11 protein-coding genes are annotated in these 19618 nt (G+C 37.2%); all 11 read left to right on the top strand.

What is annotated here, in order from left to right; genetic code table 11:
* Positions 1-39 precede the first annotated feature (39 nt).
* The 11 genes from M0G43_RS08905 to M0G43_RS08855 all read left to right on the top strand — a co-directional run bounded on the left by M0G43_RS08905 (position 40) and on the right by M0G43_RS08855 (position 19570).
* Positions 40-1017, top strand: coding sequence for a type IX secretion system membrane protein PorP/SprF (locus tag M0G43_RS08905; RefSeq protein ID WP_248025156.1), 978 nt, complete (start codon positions 40-42; stop codon positions 1015-1017).
* 107 nt (positions 1018-1124) lie between these two features.
* Positions 1125-3929, top strand: coding sequence for a LuxR C-terminal-related transcriptional regulator (locus tag M0G43_RS08900; RefSeq protein WP_248025154.1), 2805 nt, complete (start codon positions 1125-1127; stop codon positions 3927-3929).
* Between the two features lie 224 nt (positions 3930-4153).
* On the top strand, positions 4154-7177 hold the full coding sequence (locus M0G43_RS08895; RefSeq protein WP_248025152.1) for a SusC/RagA family TonB-linked outer membrane protein: 3024 nt from the start codon (positions 4154-4156) through the stop codon (positions 7175-7177).
* 12 nt (positions 7178-7189) lie between these two features.
* Positions 7190-8647 (top strand): RagB/SusD family nutrient uptake outer membrane protein, encoded by a 1458-nt coding sequence (locus M0G43_RS08890; RefSeq protein ID WP_248025151.1) that lies wholly within the window; start codon positions 7190-7192, stop codon positions 8645-8647.
* 26 nt (positions 8648-8673) lie between these two features.
* On the top strand, positions 8674-10434 hold the full coding sequence (locus M0G43_RS08885) for a LamG domain-containing protein (RefSeq protein WP_248025150.1): 1761 nt from the start codon (positions 8674-8676) through the stop codon (positions 10432-10434).
* A 119-nt stretch (positions 10435-10553) separates the two neighbouring features.
* Positions 10554-11918 carry a glucoamylase family protein gene (locus M0G43_RS08880; protein WP_248025149.1) on the top strand — a complete coding sequence of 455 codons (1365 nt, stop codon included), beginning with the start codon at positions 10554-10556 and terminating at the stop codon, positions 11916-11918.
* A 59-nt stretch (positions 11919-11977) separates the two neighbouring features.
* The gene (locus M0G43_RS08875; RefSeq protein WP_248025148.1) at positions 11978-13360 is read left to right on the top strand and encodes a glucoamylase family protein; all 1383 of its coding nucleotides are present in this window, start codon (positions 11978-11980) and stop codon (positions 13358-13360) included.
* A 1-nt stretch (position 13361) separates the two neighbouring features.
* Positions 13362-14336 (top strand): metallophosphoesterase, encoded by a 975-nt coding sequence (locus M0G43_RS08870; protein ID WP_248025147.1) that lies wholly within the window; start codon positions 13362-13364, stop codon positions 14334-14336.
* A gap of 25 nt (positions 14337-14361) precedes the next feature.
* A complete protein-coding gene (locus M0G43_RS08865; protein ID WP_248025146.1) occupies positions 14362-15135 on the top strand; it encodes an alpha/beta hydrolase-fold protein in 774 nt (257 codons plus the stop codon).
* Positions 15135-17474 (top strand): beta-glucosidase BglX, encoded by a 2340-nt coding sequence (gene bglX, locus M0G43_RS08860; RefSeq protein ID WP_248025145.1) that lies wholly within the window; start codon positions 15135-15137, stop codon positions 17472-17474. The genes M0G43_RS08865 and bglX overlap by 1 nt, the downstream gene beginning before the upstream one ends.
* Positions 17471-19570 carry a glycoside hydrolase family 97 protein gene (locus M0G43_RS08855; RefSeq protein ID WP_248025144.1) on the top strand — a complete coding sequence of 700 codons (2100 nt, stop codon included), beginning with the start codon at positions 17471-17473 and terminating at the stop codon, positions 19568-19570. Before bglX ends, M0G43_RS08855 begins: the two co-directional genes overlap by 4 nt.
* Positions 19571-19618: the final 48 nt, after the last annotated feature.

Raw genomic sequence — 19618 nt, 5'->3', positions numbered from 1 at the left:
AATGCCCCCAAATTATTTGATTTATAAACTAGCATTATGATGAAAAACCTACTTAGATATATACTGATCTTGGTCGTGACAGCAAGTTACGGCCAGGAGTTAAATTTGCCAGTTTGGACACAGTACTTGGCGGATAATGATTTTGTAATTTCGCCTACTTATGCAGGAATTGGAGACAATTTAAGAATCAGGGCCAATGGACTCACACAATGGGTAGGAATCAAGGATGCACCTGATAACCAATCAGTTTATGCTGATTTTAGGATTTCTAATCGTTCTGGTATAGGAATCTCTGCATATAATGATAAAAATGGAAATACACGTCAGAAAGGTGTTAAATTCTCTTTTGCACATCATTTAGTAATTGACTATTATACAAAACAATATTTGTCCTTTGGTATATCTTACAACATCAATAATTTCAAGATTGATATTCAGAATTTTGAGCCTACTTATGAAATCCCTATTGTAGATCCAAGTATAACAGATGACCGTTCAGTTTCAAATAATAACTTTGATGTTGGAGCACTTTATCGCTATGGTGGATTTTATTTCAGTTTCAATGCGAATAATATCCTCAAAAAGGATATTGATAAATTCAGAGGAATAGAGCCAAGTTTGATTTTGAACTATCAAATTTATTCGGGTTATGTTTTCGGAAGCAATACCAATAAAAAGGTGGAGTATGAACCTTCTGTTTTCTATCAGTTGTTTAGTAGCGATAGACGTTCTACTACCGATATTAACTTCAAATACAGACAATTTGGAAGATACGATGATTATTTTTGGGTTGGAGCTTCATACAGATTTTTAAACGATCAAACGTTAAAACCTTTGAATTTAGGTCCGATGGCAGGAATCATGAAGAATAAATTCTATTTTGCTTATTCTTATCAAATCACTATGAACGATTTAGCTGGTTACAATTCTGGGACACATATGATAACCATAGGTGTTGATTTCTTACAAGGTATGAGTGATTGTCCATGTACTAGAAGTCGAATCAATAAAATGTAAGATGATCATTATTGTACTAAACTGATAAATATGATGATTTTTGTATTGTGAAGTAATTTTTTACATTTAGGCAATCATTTCAGTCAAGTTATTCTTGAAATTTGCCGATGTATTCTAAATCTGTTCCATACTTCATTTACGTATTGTTGTTTAGTTTTTTGATGTTCAATCAACTAAACGCACAGTATTCACCATATTTTCAAAATTATTCATTATCTGAATATAACGCAGGTAATCAAAATTGGGGAATAGCCAAAGGCAATGACGGCAAAATCTATGTTGCAAACAATAATGGGTTATTGGTTTTTGATGGTCTTAAATGGAGCCTGCACGAAATTCCCAACAAAACCACCATTCGCTCTGTCTTACCTCTTAAAGACCGAATTTATATAGGTTCTTATGAAGAATTCGGTTATTGGCAAAAAAACTCCAAGGGAACGTTAGTTTACAAATCATTAAGCCATTTAATTGACAAGAAAGAATTTTTCAATGAAGAATTTTGGCAAATTATCCCCTATAAAGATGCTGTGGTCTTTAGATCGTTCCTTAATGTTTATATCTACAAAAACAATAAGATTTCTCAAATAAAGCCTTCTTCAACAGTTCTTTCCATAGATGTGGTTGATGATGATCTTTTTATTTCAACATTGAAGGGTGGAATTTTTATACTCGAAAACGAAACTCCAAAGCGTTTCATTTTCAATGAAATAATGATTGATGCAAAGGTTGTAGCCATTAGCGATTATGATGGAAGCTTAATGATTTCAACTTCTTTAAGGGGTTGCTTTATTTATGAAGACGGTAAGTTTAAACCTTGGAACTCTGAAATAAATTCAATTATCAAAGAGCAGCAATTGAACGCTTTTTCATCATTGCAAAATGGCACCATGGTTTTTGGAACAATAAAAAATGGAATATATATCACAGATACTTCTGGAAATGTACTATTTCATATAAGCAAAGAAAATGGACTGATGAACAATACCGTTCTCGACCAATTTGTGGATAATACAGATGAACTTTGGCTTGGTTTAGATAATGGCATAGCTTCAATTAATTTGGACAGTCCACACTCTTTTTATAATGATGTTACAGGAAAGCTTGGTGCTGTATACGATGTCATTTTATTCGAAGGAACTATTTATATAGGAAGCAATACTGGTCTTTATTATATTGATAGAGATAATATCTTAAGATTTATTGAAGGCTCTCAAGGTCAGGTTTGGGAACTTAAGGAAATAGAAGGACAGCTATTGTGTGGCCATAATAATGGTACTTATTTGGTTCAAAACAAAGAGATTAAGTTGCTTTCGGCCCAAACAGGAGGATGGGTTCTTAAAAAGGTGCCAGAGCAATCAAACCTTTACATGCAAGGAGCTTACACGGGAATCGTAAAATTTGATTATAGGAATGGTGATTGGGAGGTCAAACATTTGGGAGGTCCAAGAATGCCAGTGCGATTTTTGGTGTTCGAAGATTCAAATACTGCTTGGGCAGCTCATGCCTACAAAGGGCTGTTTAAAATTAAGTTCAATAATTCACATGATTCCATCACCGAAATAAAGGATTATGGAAAGAAAGATTTAACGTCAGATTACAATATCAGAACATTCAAATTAAAATCAAATACGATTTTTAAAACTAATGACGGTTGGAAAAAATATGAGCCATTGTTAGATAGCATTGTTCCTTTTAAATATTTAAACGAAAATTTCAGTAAAGACTCATATATCATTTCTGAAGAAGAGAATGAAGTTCTTGCAATGAAGAACAAAGAAGTTATTGAACTGAAGTCTCTTTCGGATCCAAGCTATCATCTTACACTTTCAGATAGATATTTCAAAAAAAGATTAATTGTTGGCTATGAAAGGGTTTCTTTAATCAAGGATTCTATTTATGCATTAAATTTAAATGATGGATTTATGATGATAAATAGCCAGAGATATTCCGAAAAAGACAATTTATTCAAACCAATTATTGAATCTTTGGAACTTGATAAAAAATTTATGGATTTAAATGGCACCTCTTCAATAGAAGTGCCTTTTAAAAACAAAAACATCAGTATTTCAATTTCTTCTCCCAACTCCAGAAATCACTTTTTTGAGTATTCCATTGCAAATTTAGACTCTTCGCATTGGTACCCTCTAGAAAGAGAAAAATTGGAATTATCAAATTTAAACAGTGGCGATTATAAATTACTTTTTAGAACAACAAGTTCTTCAGGAATTTCCTCACCAACTACGTCATTTCAATTAACAGTTTTACCTCCATGGTATAAAACTATAAAGGGTTTTTTTCTATTTCTTTTCTTGGCTGCTATTTCGGTCGTCATTTTTTACACACTTCATAAAAGAAAAATTAAGAAAGAGCAGGAACTCTTGACTCAACAATTCGAACTAGAACAACGCGAATTGTTGAAGGAAAAAACAAAAGAAAATGATCGTAAAATAGTTGAACTTAAGAATGAAGCTCTTAAAAATGAAATCAAATTAAAGAGCAAACAATTGGCAAATACTGCAATGGCACTGGTCAAAAAGAACGAGGCGTTGTTAGAGTTAAAAAATGAGCTTATACAACATAAAGGGAATTTCGATAACCCATTTTCCTATAAAAAGATATTAAAGAAGGTAGATGGTTCAATAGGGCAAAAGGATGAGTGGGAGGTATTTGAGTATAATTTCAATCAAGTCCATGAAGAGTTTTTTAATGGATTAAAGAAAAAGTTTCCTCAACTGACTCATAAAGACTTAAAGATTTGTGCCTACATTAAAATGAATTTGACAACCAAAGAAATTGCACCACTTTTGAATATTTCGCCAAGAGGTGTAGAAACGCAACGCTATCGACTAAAGCGCAAGTTAGATTTAGAATCTGATAAAAACCTTACGGATTATCTTGTAAATTTTAAATAGCTACCCCTTCAAATTATCGAATTGGCATTTTTGTACTACGTCAATTATACGTCATTCAGTTAAACCTCAAACGATTTCGAACTTTTTTTTGTAACTTGGAGCTACGTCACTATTGATGTTGACTCACTTTAACACGTTTGACGTATGTAAAATGTAAATAAATTGTTAAATTATGTGAAATTGCTTATTATCTTGTCACTACTAACACGAAAATCAAACACTATATGAAAGCTAAATTCAAGTTATTATTTCTATTTCTTTTAGTTAGTTCCTTCATTCATGCTCAAGGGCAGAAAATTACAGGAACAGTAACAAGTGCGGATGACTCACTTCCGTTGCCTGGTGTCAACATCATTGAAAAAGGCACCACGAATGGCACAAATACTGATTTTGATGGTAACTACTCAATTACGGTTAATCAAGGGGCAGTTTTAGAATTCAGTTCGTTGGGATTTAAAACTGTTTCAATTACGGTCGGTTCTCAAAATACTATCAATGTTACAATGGAAACAGATGTAGAATCTTTAGGAGAAGTTGTTGTTATCGGTTACGGTACAGCTGAAAAAAGAGATTTAACAGGATCTATTGTAAAAGTTTCTGGAGATGTTGTAGCTGATAAGCCGGCTACCAATCCAGTAGCTTCTTTACAAGGTAGAGTTGCCGGACTATCGGTGGTAAATTCAGGAACACTCGGCCAAGAACCTGATATACGAATTAGAGGAACAAGTAGTAGATATAGCACCAAGCCTTTGTATGTAGTAGATGGTATTTTTGCAGACGATATAAGTTTCGTAAATCCTAATGATATTGAATCTATTGAGATCCTTAAAGATGCATCTTCGTTGGCGATTTTTGGCGTTAGGGGTGCAAATGGGGTTATAATCGTTACAACCAAAAAGGCTAAAGCTGGGAAATTAACAATTAACTTCAATTCAACTTTAGGGTTTAAAAATATAGTCAATGCACCCGACATGGCCGATGCCGCACTATTCCGTGAGCTATATGACGAAAGATTAATGAATGAAGGTTTAGCTCCTTTCTCGTACTATGACTTATTTACAGGTAATACCGATTGGGTTGAAGAAATTTCTAAAGAGTCTTCTTTTATCCAAACTAATAATATTAGTATTCAAAGTGCATCAGAAAAGAATAAGATTTCATTTGGTTTAGGTTATAGAAATGAGGATGGTCTTATCAAGCAGGAAAACCTGCAGAGGTTGACTATGAACCTGAATGATGAATTTAATTTGTCTGATAATATAAAGATAGGATTGACAGGAAATTTCTACAAAGATAAACTCCCTAACACAGGCGGATTCTCTTCGGCGCTTAATGCGACACCAATTGTTGATCCAATTCACTATGACTCAAGACCTGAATATAACGGTCTTTATAATCAACTACCTATTGAAATAGGGGGAGCTCAAATAGGAAATCCTCTCTTGGTAGCAGAAGTGACCAAAAATAAGAACATAGCCGAGAGATACCGTTTTGTAGGTAGTGTGTTTGGAGAGGTTAAATTTTTAAAAGATTTTACCTTCAGGACTAATTTATATGGTGATTATGATCATGTAAGGGGAAGATCCTATACTCCAATAGTAAATATTTATACTGCGGAAACTGATGAGATTGTTAGTTTTAATGGTAACCAGGTTACTAGAGTTAATCAAAATTCTAATTTGGTTACTAATTTTCAACAAGAATATCTTTTAACATATAAGAAAGATTTTGGTCCACATGGAATTAGTGCAACACTTGGATATACCACAACAGAAACCAATGTTGAGGGCATTTCAGGTAGTGTAGAACATGATCCTAGCGTAGGAATTATACCAGATGATCCGAGATTTTGGTATGTTGGTGTTTTTCCTTATGGGGACCCAACCTCAAGAACGTCTGGCTCAAATCAGTTTACCAGAGCCACAACATCCTGGCTTGGAAGAGCACTGTATAATTATGATGATAAATATCTGTTGAACGGTTCCTATAGAAGAGATGCAACTTCACAATTAGCACCAAATAGCAGAGAGCAAGATTTTTGGTCTATAGGAGCTGGTTGGGTTGTTTCTGAAGAAAGCTTTCTCGAAAATTCCTCTACTTTAAATTTATTAAAACTGAAAGGTTCCATTGGAGAATTAGGAAATCAATTTGTGCCAGTAAATTATCCTTTTTACCCTGGAGTTAATGAAGGGGCGACTGCTGTATTCGGGGAAAATGTTATTCCTGGTTATATTCAAAGGTTTGAAGAAAACCCAAATCTTAAATGGGAGACTGTAAAACTTTGGGAAGTTGGTCTAGAATCGGAATGGTTTAATAATAGATTGACATTCAATGCCAATTATTATAATCGTCTTACTGAAAACTTATTGGTCTTTGTAGATATTGGAACGGCACAATTTTTTGACAATTCAGGTGAAATCAGAAATAAGGGTTTCGAGTTTGAAGCAAATTGGGGAGATACTTCAGGAAGCGGAGACTTTGGTTATTCAATCGGTGGAAACATTACAACTATAAATAATGAAGTAGTTTCAACTCGACAGGATGCAGCAATTTTTTCTGGTGCTGCTTCCAGAACAATTACTGGAGAACCAATTGGTCATTTCTATGGTTACATTGTAGATGGTCTATACCAATCAAATGCGGATATAGCGGCTTCACCTCCAAGCACTCTGGGAAGCTATGGGCCTGGAGACTTTAAGTATAGAGATGTGAATGGTGACGGTGAGATAACGCCAGATGATAGAACGGTCATTGGTAATCCAACTCCTGATTTTACTTATGGATTTTATGTGAATCTTGACTATAAAAATTTCTTTCTAAATATGGATTTCCAAGGAGTATATGGCAATGAAATATATAGAGATTGGGGTAATGGTAATTCCTTTGCACAATTTAATTATAGAGCGGCAAGAGCGAATCGATGGACTCAATCCGGGAGTTCAAACTGGGAGCCAAGGCTTTATGATGCGTCCGAATATAACAGATTGCCTTCAACATATATGATTGAAGATGGCAGTTACTTCAGGATTAGAAACGTTCAGTTGGGCTACAATTTTGATCCTTTTGATGTTAAAAATGTGACTATCCAACAAATGAAGGTTTATTTTAACATTCAAAATCTTTACACTTGGAAGGATACTTCGGGATTTTCACCCGAAGCAGGAGGATCACCTATTGCATTCGGTATCGACAATGGAGGTTACCCAATCCCAGTGATTTCAACATTAGGTTTTAGTATAACATTTTAAAATATGAAAAAGATGAAATTTAAAAGAATTGCAATACTTTGCTTGATGGGACTTTTCCCTATCGTGTCTTGTAATGACGATATGCTCGACCAACTTCCATTAGGCGAAGTTGCCAACCCTGAAGAATTGGGTGTTGGTGGTCAAGAGACAGCGGTTTTTGGAGTATACTCCTTAATGAGAAATTCTGGTGTTGGCCAATGGCAGAGATATTGGTTTGGCAGTATTAGGTCAGATGACGCAGCCAAGGGCAGTACCGCAGGAGATTCGGCCGCTAATGGAACAGCTTTTAATGATTTTCAATACGTTGCAACAAATGGGTTAAGTACTAGTTGGTGGAATTCACACTATCAAATTATATTTGCATGTAATGAAATAATCAACGTTATTCAAGATTCCGGAGCTGAAGATCCCGGTAGTTTGATCAATGAATCTGAAGCTAGGGCGATAAGAGCTTGGATGTATTTTGAATTACGTCGAGATTATGGTGAAGTCCCCCTTATAACTGCGACCATTGATAATCCTGAAGATGCAATTGCTCCCAAATCTTCAGTAGTTGCGATTGATGCCCTAATTGAAGAAGATTTGATTTATGCAGCTCAATATTTGCCCTTGACATGGTCTAACTATCCTGGACGTGCAACTTCAGGTTTTGCAAACTCCTTATTGGCTAAATTATATTTATACCAACAAAACTGGCAAGGAGCTTATGATAAATGTAATGAGGTTATAAGTTCGGGAGCATATAGTTTGGATCCAAGCCTGGTTAATTTGTTTGAGATTGAAGGTGATAATGGTGTAGAATCAATTTTTGAAATTCAACAATTGGTGACCGACAATCAAAATTATGCAGATAACTATTTTATTTCACAGGGAGTTAGGGGTACTGGAGTGTGGAATTTAGGCTGGGGTTTCAATGTGCCTACACAAGGATTGGTTGATGCCTTTGAGCCTGGAGACACTAGAAAATCAAATACAATTTTAGAATCTGGTCAAGATGATGGTGGTTTTGGAAGCGGCGTTTTACCTGAATCTCCACCGTTAGCACAACCATATTGGAATAAAAAAGCTTATACCAAACAAGCTCAAAGAAACTCTTTCAATATGAATGCCAATAGATGGGAAAATATAAAAATCATACGTTATGCAGATGTAATCCTGATGGCGGCAGAAGCAGCGAATGAGTTAGGCATGACTTCTGAAGCTTCAACCTTGGTCAATCAGATAAGATCAAGAGCAGGGCTTGGTAATACCACCGCATCTGGTCAATCTAGCATGAGGAATGCAATTAAGCAAGAGAGAAGAGTTGAGTTTGCACTCGAAGAATATAGGTTTTATGATTTAGTCCGTTGGGGAGATGCTTCATCCGTTTTGGGAGCCTTGGGATACCAACCACGACATGAATTTTATCCAATTCCTCAAGAAGCGATTGATCAATCCGGAGGGGTTTTGGTGCAAAATCCTAATTATTAAAATTAAATAACTTAAAAAGAAATAGAATGAAAAATTATAATTTATTTCAATTTGTTAAAATAATATTTTTGGCACCAGTGTTGTTTTTCATTGGCTGTCAAGATTTTGATGAACCCGAGTTTAGTGATTACCCGCTGGATGGTCCAATAATAATTCTTACAAGTCCAAACCCAAATGGATCAACAATAATTCAATCATCAGACCCGATAACATCGATTTCTATCGAATTTACTGTTGAAGACGACATTGCGATTTCTAATGTAAACGTTTTAGTAGATGGAAATGAAATATATAATATGAGCAATTTTGTCGACCCACAATTAGTGAGTGTGCAAGATTTAGTTTATGACAATGTGGGTACGGGTATGCACACATTTACTCTAACCGCAACTGATTCCGACGGAAACGTTGAAACAGTAACAACTGAATTTTTAAAGGAAGATGTTGCCCCGTATAATCCCCAAAATGGAGAGGTCTTGTATATGCCGTTTGAAGGAGACTATATTAATCTGGTGAATTCCACTTCAGCAACTGTTGTAGGAAACCCTACTTTTTCGAACGATGCATTTGCTGGCGTTAATTCATACGCTGGTGCCACTGATTCTTATTTGACTTACCCTGCCAGTGGATTTTTAGGTGATGAATTTTCTGCATCTTTTTGGTATAAATTGAACGCATCTCCAGACCGAGCTGGAATTTTAGTTATAGGCCCACCAGATACAGCTAATCCTGGAGCACCAAACAACAGAACTAGTGGGTTCAGATTTTTTCGTGAAAACGCAGGAGGAAATCAACGTTTTAAATTAAATGTTGGAACAGGAAGTGGCGAAAGCTGGTTTGATGGAGGCGCAGCAGCTGACATCAATCCTGCAAATACAGAGTGGGTACATTTAGCTTTTACAATTTCTCAGACCCAAGCTGTTGTTTATATAAATGGTCAAGTTGTATCTTCTAATACTTTCGCTGGTGTAGATTGGACTGGATGTGATATTATGTCTATAATGTCAGGAGCTCCTCGTTTTACAGGGTGGGATCACAAATCAGATTTAAGTTATATGGATGAGTTGAGAGTTTTTGATATTGCTTTGACACAACAACAGATTCAACAGCAGATGGCTCTAGCTTCACAAACAATGTACTTGCCATTTGACGATAACTATAATGATGTGGTTGGCGGGGTCGAAGTGACAACCGTTGGTTCACCATCTTTTACAGGTACTTCTATGGCATATGAAGGAAATGCTTATGCCGGTGCTACAGACTCCTATTTAACTGTCGCTACTGAAGATATGTCTTTAGGAAACGAATTTAGCGCTGCTTTTTGGTATAAAGTTAATGCAACACCAGACAGAGCTGGAATATTGGTAATTGGTCCACCGGATACTGCAAATCCTGGAGCACAAAATAATAGAAATAGTGGTTTTAGATTTTTCCGAGAAAATGCCGGAGGTAAACAACGTTTTAAATTAAATGTTGGAAATGGAGCTGGTGAAAATTGGTTTGATGGAGGTGCAGCTGCTGACATTGATCCTGCCGTAACAACGGGTTGGGTTCATATGGCATTCACAATTTCTGCTACACAGGCCACGGTTTACATAAACGGAACTATTGTTAGTCAAAATACATTTCCTGGTATAAGTTGGGCAGATTGTGATATAATGTCTATTATGTCTGGTGCACCTCGCTTTACTGGCTGGGGTCATAATTCTGATTTAAGTTATATGGATGATTTAAGAATCTTTAACTCGGCGTTAAGCCAAGCAGAAGTTACAGCACTGATGAATTAATCTAAATAATTGATTCCATTTATGTAATGGTTTTATGTCAAGATATTTGAATTAGTCTATTTTTTGTTTTAGCTGCATTTCTCACAAGGAGTGCAGCTAAAATTTATCAATTAATTTTTATGAAGCAATTATTAACCAAAATATTGATCATTTTGATTGGATGTTTATCCCTAGTTTTTGGCTGTAAATCAGGTGATAAGAAGGACGAAGAAGCTAATAAATTCAATTCTAAAAACCACATTTCTAACGAATCTCTGTTGGATAGTGTTCAATTTCAAACTTTCAACTATTTCTGGGATGGTGCCGAGCCGAACTCCGGGCTGGCAAGAGAACGTTTACATATGGATGATATCTATCCTACATCGCCTAAAAATACTGTCACCATAGGTGGTTCTGGATTTGGTTTTATGGCAATCCTCGTTGGAGTCAAGCGTGGTTTTATTTCAAGAGAAGAGGCTTTCAAAAGATATGTGAAAATGATCGATTTTCTTGAAAAATCGGATCGCTTTCATGGCGCATGGCCACATTGGCTGAATGGCGAAAATGGCAAAATTGTTCCATTTAGTAAAAAAGATACTGGAGGTGATTTGGTGGAAACTGCATTCTTGGTGCAAGGTATGATTGCAGTTCAAGAATATTTCAAGGACGGTAATGAAAAAGAAAAACAACTTGCTGAAAAAATTGATAAACTTTGGAAAGAAGTAGAGTGGGATTGGTACACTAAAGGAGAAGATGTTCTTTACTGGCATTGGTCGCCAACTGATAATTGGGATATGAATTTCCCTGTTGGTGGTTACAACGAATGTCTTATTATGTATGTACTTGCCGCGGCTTCCCCAACACATTCAATTTCAAAAGAAGTCTATGATAGAGGATGGGCAAGAAACGACAGCATTATGTCTACTGGCAAAATGTATGGAAAAGATCTAGTATTAGACTACTATGAACACGATGAAAGTGCTATTGGACCACTGTTTTGGGCCCATTATTCTTATCTAGGTTTGAATCCAACAAATTTAAAAGACAAGTATGCAGATTACTGGAAATTGACCCAAAATCATGCAAAAATTCATCATGATTATGCGGTTGAAAATCCTGAAAATTATAAAGGGTATGGAGACAGCTTATGGGGATTGACTTCTAGTTATTCTATGAGAGGTTATGCAGGCCACAGACCGGGTAATGATTTGGGCGTTATTTCGCCAACTGCAGCATTGTCGTCTTTTCCTTATACGCCAGATGAAAGTATGAAAATGCTACATTATCTGTACACCAAACAAGATAGTCTTATTGGTAAATATGGACCATACGATGCCTTCAGTATCGATAATAAGTGGTATTTACCACGCTATTTGGCTATCGATCAAGGCCCTATTCCCGTAATGATTGAAAATTATCGTTCAGGTATGCTATGGGATTTGTTCATGCAAAATGAAAATGTAAAAAAAGGATTAGATAAACTCGGTTTTTCTTACGGAAAGTAAATGCTTCTAAAATTCAGTTTTTTTAGAGGGGAAATTATCAAAAAATAAAAGTTAAAAAAATGAAAAAGATATTCTGTTTGTTATTTATTTCGATCTTGGCTTACACTTGTTCGAGTGATTCAAACGAGCAACCTAATAATCCTGACCCGACGGACGATTCCCCAGAACCTACAGATGATAGTCCAGATCCCGTACAAGCCCTAACGGATGAAGAGATTATGGATTTGACGCAACAGGAAACATTTAAATACTTTTGGAATTATGCCCAAACCCAATCTGGTGCCGCTCGTGAGCGATATCTTCCAGCAAACCCAACTCAAGACCAGAATGTGGTTGCTACTGGGGGAAGTGGATTTGGTTTAATGGCCATTCTGGTTGGGATTGAACGAGGATACATCACCAGAGCAGAGGCTGTTGCTAGGCTACAAACCATATTGAATTTTTTTGAAAATGCCGATCGTTTTCGTGGTGCTTGGCCACATTGGATTAATGGTACTAACGGAAATGTAATACCCTTCAGTGCGCAGGACGATGGTGGCGATTTGGTAGAAACTGCTTTATTTGCACAAGGGCTTATTTGTGTGAAAGAATATTTCAAGACTGGATCTGTGGAAGAGGTGGCATTAGCCAATCAGGCTGACATGCTCTGGAAAAGTGTAGAATGGGATTGGTATACAAATGGCCAAAATAAATTGTTATGGCATTGGAGCCCCAACAATGGATTTGCCATTAACCTAGAACTCAAAGGCTATAATGAAACCATGATAGCATTTATTCTAGGAGCCGCCTCACCAGATTATTCAATTCCATCGGAAGCCTATCACGAAGGTTGGGCTAGTAATGGTGGCATTGTTTCTGGTGCCAATCCTTATGGAATTCCGATTGTTTTGAGACATTCAGGTAATCCAACATATGGTGGTCCTTTATTTTTTAGCCACTATTCATTTCTCGGCTTGGATCCAACAACTTTGAGTGATCAGTATGGAAATTACATGAATGCAGCTAGAAATCATTCAAGAATCAATTATCAATATTGTGTTCAAAATCCACAAAATCACACCGATTATGGACAAAATTGCTGGGGTTTGACGGCAAGTTATACTAGAAATGCTGACGGGTCTTTAGGATACACAGCACATAGCCCTTCAAACGATACTGGCGTGATTTCACCAACAGCGGCCGTTAGTTCTATTCCTTACACGCCACAAGAATCTTTAGCTGCTATGCATTTTTTCTATCAAAAGAATTTAATGGGACCTGCGGGTTTTTACGACGCTTTCAGCCCAAGATATAGCTATTGGGTAGCTAATGCCTATTTGGCTATTGACCAAGGACCGCAAATTATAATGATTGAAAATCATAGAACAAGACTACTTTGGAATCTCTTTATGCAGAATGAAGATGTTCAAAATGGATTGGACGCACTAGGTTTTACATATTAATATGAAATTATTTAGCTACATATTCGTCACTATTTTGTGGTTTGGCTTTTCAGTCAAGGCTCAAAACAGCATTGAATTTGTAGTACTTCCTGATACACAAACATATGTTGAAGAGTTTCCAGAAGTATTTCTGAAACAAATGCAATGGATTTCAGAACATTCTGAAAGATTTTCATTCGTTCTTCATGAGGGAGATATCACACAGAACAATTCAGAAAAAGAATGGCAAATTGCCAAAAATGGTTTTAAGCTTTTAGAAGGAAAGATTCCTTACAGTCTCGCACTCGGTAATCATGATATGGGAAGTGCTCCCGGAAAATTTGCAGATACTAGAAATACTTACTGGGCAAACCATTTTTTTCCTTACATGGATTATGCCAGCCAATCAAATGCTATAGCGACATTTCCAGAAGAAACCATTGATAATACCTGTAGTGAATTTGACATAAATGGCCAAAAGTGGTTGGTCTTTTCTCTTGAATTTGGACCTCGAAACAAAACGGTGGCTTGGGCAAATGACATAATTATGAAACATCAAAGCCATAAAATTATCATCAATACGCACGCCTATCTTTTTCATGATAATACCTTATTGGATGGAAATGATTGGGCGTTACCTCAAAATTATGGTGTTGGAAAACTGACTGGTGATGATCGCGTAAATGATGGTGCGGGGTTGTGGGAAAGTTTGGTAAAAAAACATAAAAACATCATCATGGTCTTTACAGGTCACATCACAGGAAGTGGTGTAGGGCAGTTGATAAACAAAGGCGACCATGGGAATCTTGTGTACCAAATGCTTGCCAACTACCAGAAACAGATTAAAGGGGTTGAAAAAGGTGATTCGGGATATCTTCGGATTATAAAAGTAGATACCAAAAATAAATCTATCTCTGTTAAAACCTATTCGCCCTGGTTGGATAGGTTCAGAACAGAGCCATCACATCAATTTGAATTTAAAGACGTTGAATTTTAACCGTATGAATATTTACAGACACTTTTTGAAATTTTTATTTGGCCTCGCAATCTTTGCAAGTTTCAGTCATCTTTCTGCGCAGGAAAGTCTATTTTCAAAAGAACTTTACATCAAAAATGGAGATACTTTGAAATATCGTATGCTTCTCCCAAAGGATTTTTCTGAATCTAAAACCTATCCGTTGATATTCTTTTTTCACGGTGCTGGCGAACGTGGGAGTGATAATGAAAAACAACTTACTCATGGCAGTAAATTATTCATCGAGAATAGTGAAACATTTCCAGCTATCGTCATTTTTCCTCAATGTCCGCAGGAAGATTATTGGGCAAATGCCAAAGTAGATAGAAGCACAAAACCTATTTCTTTAACTTTTCCAAAGGATTTACCACCAACTAAATCTATGAAATTGGCGATGGAATTATTGGATGAAACACTTGCCAAAAACTATGTCAAAAAAGATCAAGTGTATGTTGGTGGTCTGTCAATGGGAGGTATGGGAACTTTCGAAATTTTATATAGAAAACCAGATGTATTTGCAGCTGCTTTCGCTATTTGCGGGGCGGGAAATCCAGAATCTACTGAAGCTTATGCCAAAAAAGTACCAATGTGGCTTTTTCACGGTGCCAATGATGATGTTGTGAACCCGCAAGCATCTGTAGATATGGTCAGTGGCATCCTTAAATATGGTGGAAAACCAAATTTTTCACTTATCGCAAAAGATAATCACAACAGTTGGGATTCTGCTTTCGCAGAGCCTGAATTGTTACCGTGGCTTTTTTCAAATATTAAAACAAACTAATGAACACAATCAAACTAACTAAAAAACTATTGCTTGTTGCGGTTTCAGGACTAATGATAATTTCCTGCGATAATGATAAGTATAAAAAAACCAATACATCCAATACTTCAGATAATCCGTTTGCATCGAAGGTCGATTCAATCTTGGATTTAATGACGTTGGATGAAAAACTTGGTCAACTCAACTTACCTTCTTCAGGTGATATTACGACGGGACAAGCACAAAGCTCTGATATCGCTTCTAAAATAGCCGAGGGAAAGGTAGGAGGGCTCTTCAACATCAAATCTGTTGAAAAGATTCGCGAGGTACAAAAAGTAGCCATGGAAAAAAGCCGTTTGAAAATCCCGTTGATTTTTGGAATGGACGTGATTCACGGTTACGAAACAACATTTCCTATTCCATTGGGATTGTCGGCTTCTTGGGATAAGGAAATGATTAAAAAAACAGCGCAAATAGCGGCAAAAGAAGCCAGTGCTGATGGTATCAACTGGACATTCTCGCCAATGGTTGATATTTCCCGCGACCCACGTTGGGGGCGTGTTTCCGAAGGTTCTGGTGAAGATGCCTACCTCGGAAGTGAGATAGCAAAAGCGATGGTTACTGGTTATCAAGGTGATGATTTAACTTCAAATAACACCATTCTATCCTGTGTAAAACATTTCGCGTTATACGGTGCGCCAGAAGCTGGTAGAGATTACAATACGGTCGATATGAGCCGTATTCGAATGTACAATGAGTATTTTCCACCATACAAAGCTGCAGTGGACGCAGGCGTTGGCTCGGTAATGGCGGCATTCAACGAAATCGATGGTGTTCCTGCAACAGGTAACCGATGGTTGTTGACCGACTTATTACGTGATGACTGGGGATTTGACGGTTTTGTCGTGACGGATTATACAGGTATCAATGAAATGGTGGAACACGGCGTAGGCGATTTGCAGTCGGTGTCTGCCTTGGCTTTGAAAGCTGGCGTGGATATGGATATGGTGGGTGAAGGGCTTTTGACTACTTTGAAGAAATCCTTGGAAGAGGAAAAAATTTCAATGACTGATATTGATAATGCTGTTAGACGCATACTCACTGCCAAATATGAATTGGGACTTTTTGACGACCCTTACAAATATTGTGATGTCAATCGTCCAAAATCAGATGTGTTTACAGATGAACATAGAAGTTTTGCCAGAAAAGTTTCAGCTGAATCAATGGTTTTATTGAAAAATTCGGATAGCGTGCTTCCATTGAAAAAATCGGGAACTATCGCTTTGGTAGGTCCTTTGGCAAATTCGGCTGTGAATATGGCTGGAACTTGGAGTGTGGCGACAAAACAAGAATTGTCCAATCCGTTGTTGGATGGTTTGAAAACTGTTGTTGGTGACTCCGTAAATGTTCTCTACGAAAAAGGAAGCAATTTAGATTATGATTTAGAGTTCGAAAAAAGAGCTACAATGTTCGGAAAAGACATTCCTCGCGATAAAAGAACAGACAAACAACTATTGGACGAAGCGCTTTCAATCGCCAGAAAATCGGACGTCATTATTGCGGCCATTGGTGAATCTGCTGAAATGAGTGGTGAAAGTAGTAGCCGAACAAATCTTGAAATTCCACAGGCACAAAAAGATTTATTAAATGCCTTGATGAAAACCGGAAAACCTGTTGTCGTAGTGCTATTTACGGGAAGACCGTTGGTGTTGACTGAAGAAGATGCCAAATTCCCAACTATTTTGAATGTGTGGTTCCCTGGTAGCGAAGCAGGTTTGGCAATTTCTGATGTATTGTTTGGAAACGTCAATCCTTCAGGAAAGTTAACCGCGACGTGGCCAAGAAATGTTGGTCAGGTGCCAATTTTCTATAATCACAAAAACACTGGAAGACCTTTGGGTAACACAGAAGGAAAGTTTGAAAAATTCCGAAGCAACTATTTGGATGTCCGTAATGAACCTTTGTATCCTTTTGGTTATGGTTTGAGTTATACAAAATTCAATTACAGTAACTTACGATTGAGCGCAACCTCTATCAATTTTGATGGTACAATAGATGTTTCTGTAGATGTCACAAATTCTGGAAAGTATGATGGTAAGGAAGTGGTGCAGTTGTACTTACGGGATGTTGTTGGTTCTGTTACACGTCCTGTTCGTGAGTTGAAAGGTTTCCAAAAAGTAGACATCAAAAAAGGAGAAACGAAAACAGTTACGTTTAAACTGACTGTTGAAGACTTGAAATTCTACAATTACGATTTAGATTTCGTTGCGGAACCAGGAACCTTCGAAGTCTTTGTGGGCACTGATTCCAATGCAAGTTTATCCTCTAAATTCGAATTGACTAAAAACGAATCCAAATGAAAAAATTAATCGTTCCGCTCATCTTATCTGTTGCCTATATCTCGATGGCACAACAAGTTCAATCACCATCCAAGGACATCACACTTGATTTTGCCTTGAATGCTGCTGGTGAACCGACTTACAAAGTTTCGTATAAAGGAAAATCAGTCGTTGAAACCAGTAAAATGGGAATTTCCCCTAAAGATGGCACCTCTTTATCCAAAGGTTTTTCTGTGATTGATACTGAACAAACATCCGAAGATTCCACTTGGAAGCCGGTTCTTGGTGAAGAATCAACAATTCGCGACCATCATAATAAGTTGACCGTTCATTTGCAACAGAAGGATTCAAAGAAAAAAATGGACATCGTGTTCAAGGTATTTGATGAAGGCGTGGCATTTCGATATGAATTTCCTTTTGAAAAAAACGTGGAATACTTTATCGTTTCGGAAGAACACACAGAATTTGATTTGACAGGTGACCATAAAACCTTTTGGATTCCAGGAGATTATGATAGTCAGGAATACAATTACAACGAAACAAAACTTTCGGAGGTTGACAATTCAAGATTAGATTTAAATAATGGCATCGCCTTGAAAACCATTGAAAGTCAGTATCGTGTACAATCGCCATTGATGATGAAATCTTCAGATGGACTGTACATCAACATCTTTGAAGCTGCTGTAAACAATTATCCAGTGATGCATTTGGATTTGGATAAAGCGGCCTTCAAACTGACTGCCAATTTACCTCCGAACGCCATTGGTGATAAAGCTTATTTGAGAACACCTTCCGTGACACCTTGGAGAACCATTATGGTGAGTGATGACGCTCGAGACATTGTGGCTTCTAAAATGATTTTGAATTTGAATGAACCCAGCAAAATTGAAGACACTTCTTGGATTAAACCAATGAAATATGTAGGAATTTGGTGGGAAATGCACGTTGGAAAATCCACTTGGGATTATGCAGGTAGCCAAAATGCTCAAAATGCAGGAACTGGCAATATGATTCCAACAGGCAAACACGGCGCAACTACCGAAAACACCAAACGATACATTGATTTTGCTGCAAAACACGGCTTTGACGGTGTTTTGGTCGAAGGATGGAATGTCGGGTGGGAAGATTGGTTCGGCAATTGGAAAGAAGATGTTTTCGATTTTACAACGCCTTATCCGGATTTTGATATTGAAGAAGTTTCAGATTATGCGAAATCGAAAGGCGTCAAAATGATTATGCACCACGAGACGTCTGGTTCGGCGGCAAATTATGAACGCCACTTGGATAGAGCGATGGATGTAATGAGAAAATATGGTTATCCAGCTGTAAAGTCAGGTTATGTTGGACGAATTATTCCTCGTGGCGAATATCACGATGGCCAAACGATGGTCAACCATTTCAATTTTGTCGCACAGCGAATGGCTGATAATCAGTTGATGGTCAACTCTCACGAAAGCACACGGCCAACAGGTTATCATAGAACGTATCCAAATTACATTGCTGCGGAAGCAGCTCGTGGCAACGAATTCAATGCTTGGAGCGATGGAAATCTGCCGTATCACGAAACCGTGTTACCTTTTACACGATTGTTGGGCGGACCAATGGATTATACGCCAGGGATTTTCGAAATCAAGATGGACATTTACGACCCAAGTAAAACACAGCAAGTTCATACAACTTTGGCAAAACAATTGGCTTTGTACGTCACAATGTACTCGCCATTGCAGATGGCTGCAGATTTGCCAGAGAATTACGAAAAGCATTTGGACGCCTTTCAATTCATCAAAGACGTTCCAGCAGATTGGCAAACGTCCAATTATTTGGAAGCAGAACCAGGTGATTATTTAACGGTTGTCAGAAAAGATAAAAACTCTGAAAATTGGTATTTGGGAGCGATTACTGATGAAAATGCCAGAACCACCGAAATCAAATTGGATTTCCTCACATCAGGAAAAAAATACAAGGCCACCATTTATCAAGATGGAAAAGATGCCGATTGGAAAAACAATCCAAAAAGTTACGACATCAAAACGCAAACGGTCACAAGCAAGTCAAAATTGAAATTGAACCTTGCAAAAGGCGGTGGAGCAGCGGTGAGTTTTGAACTTTTGGATTAAAAAAGGAAACTATGAGTATCAAAAAAATAATAGGATTGAGTTGTTTGC

Source organism: Subsaxibacter sp. CAU 1640 (genome assembly GCF_023156585.1).
In the GTDB taxonomy this organism is placed as follows: domain Bacteria; phylum Bacteroidota; class Bacteroidia; order Flavobacteriales; family Flavobacteriaceae; genus JBPOFM01.
The sequence above is the reverse complement of the archived record's forward strand: the minus strand, read 5'-3'. Positions and strand labels throughout refer to the sequence as shown.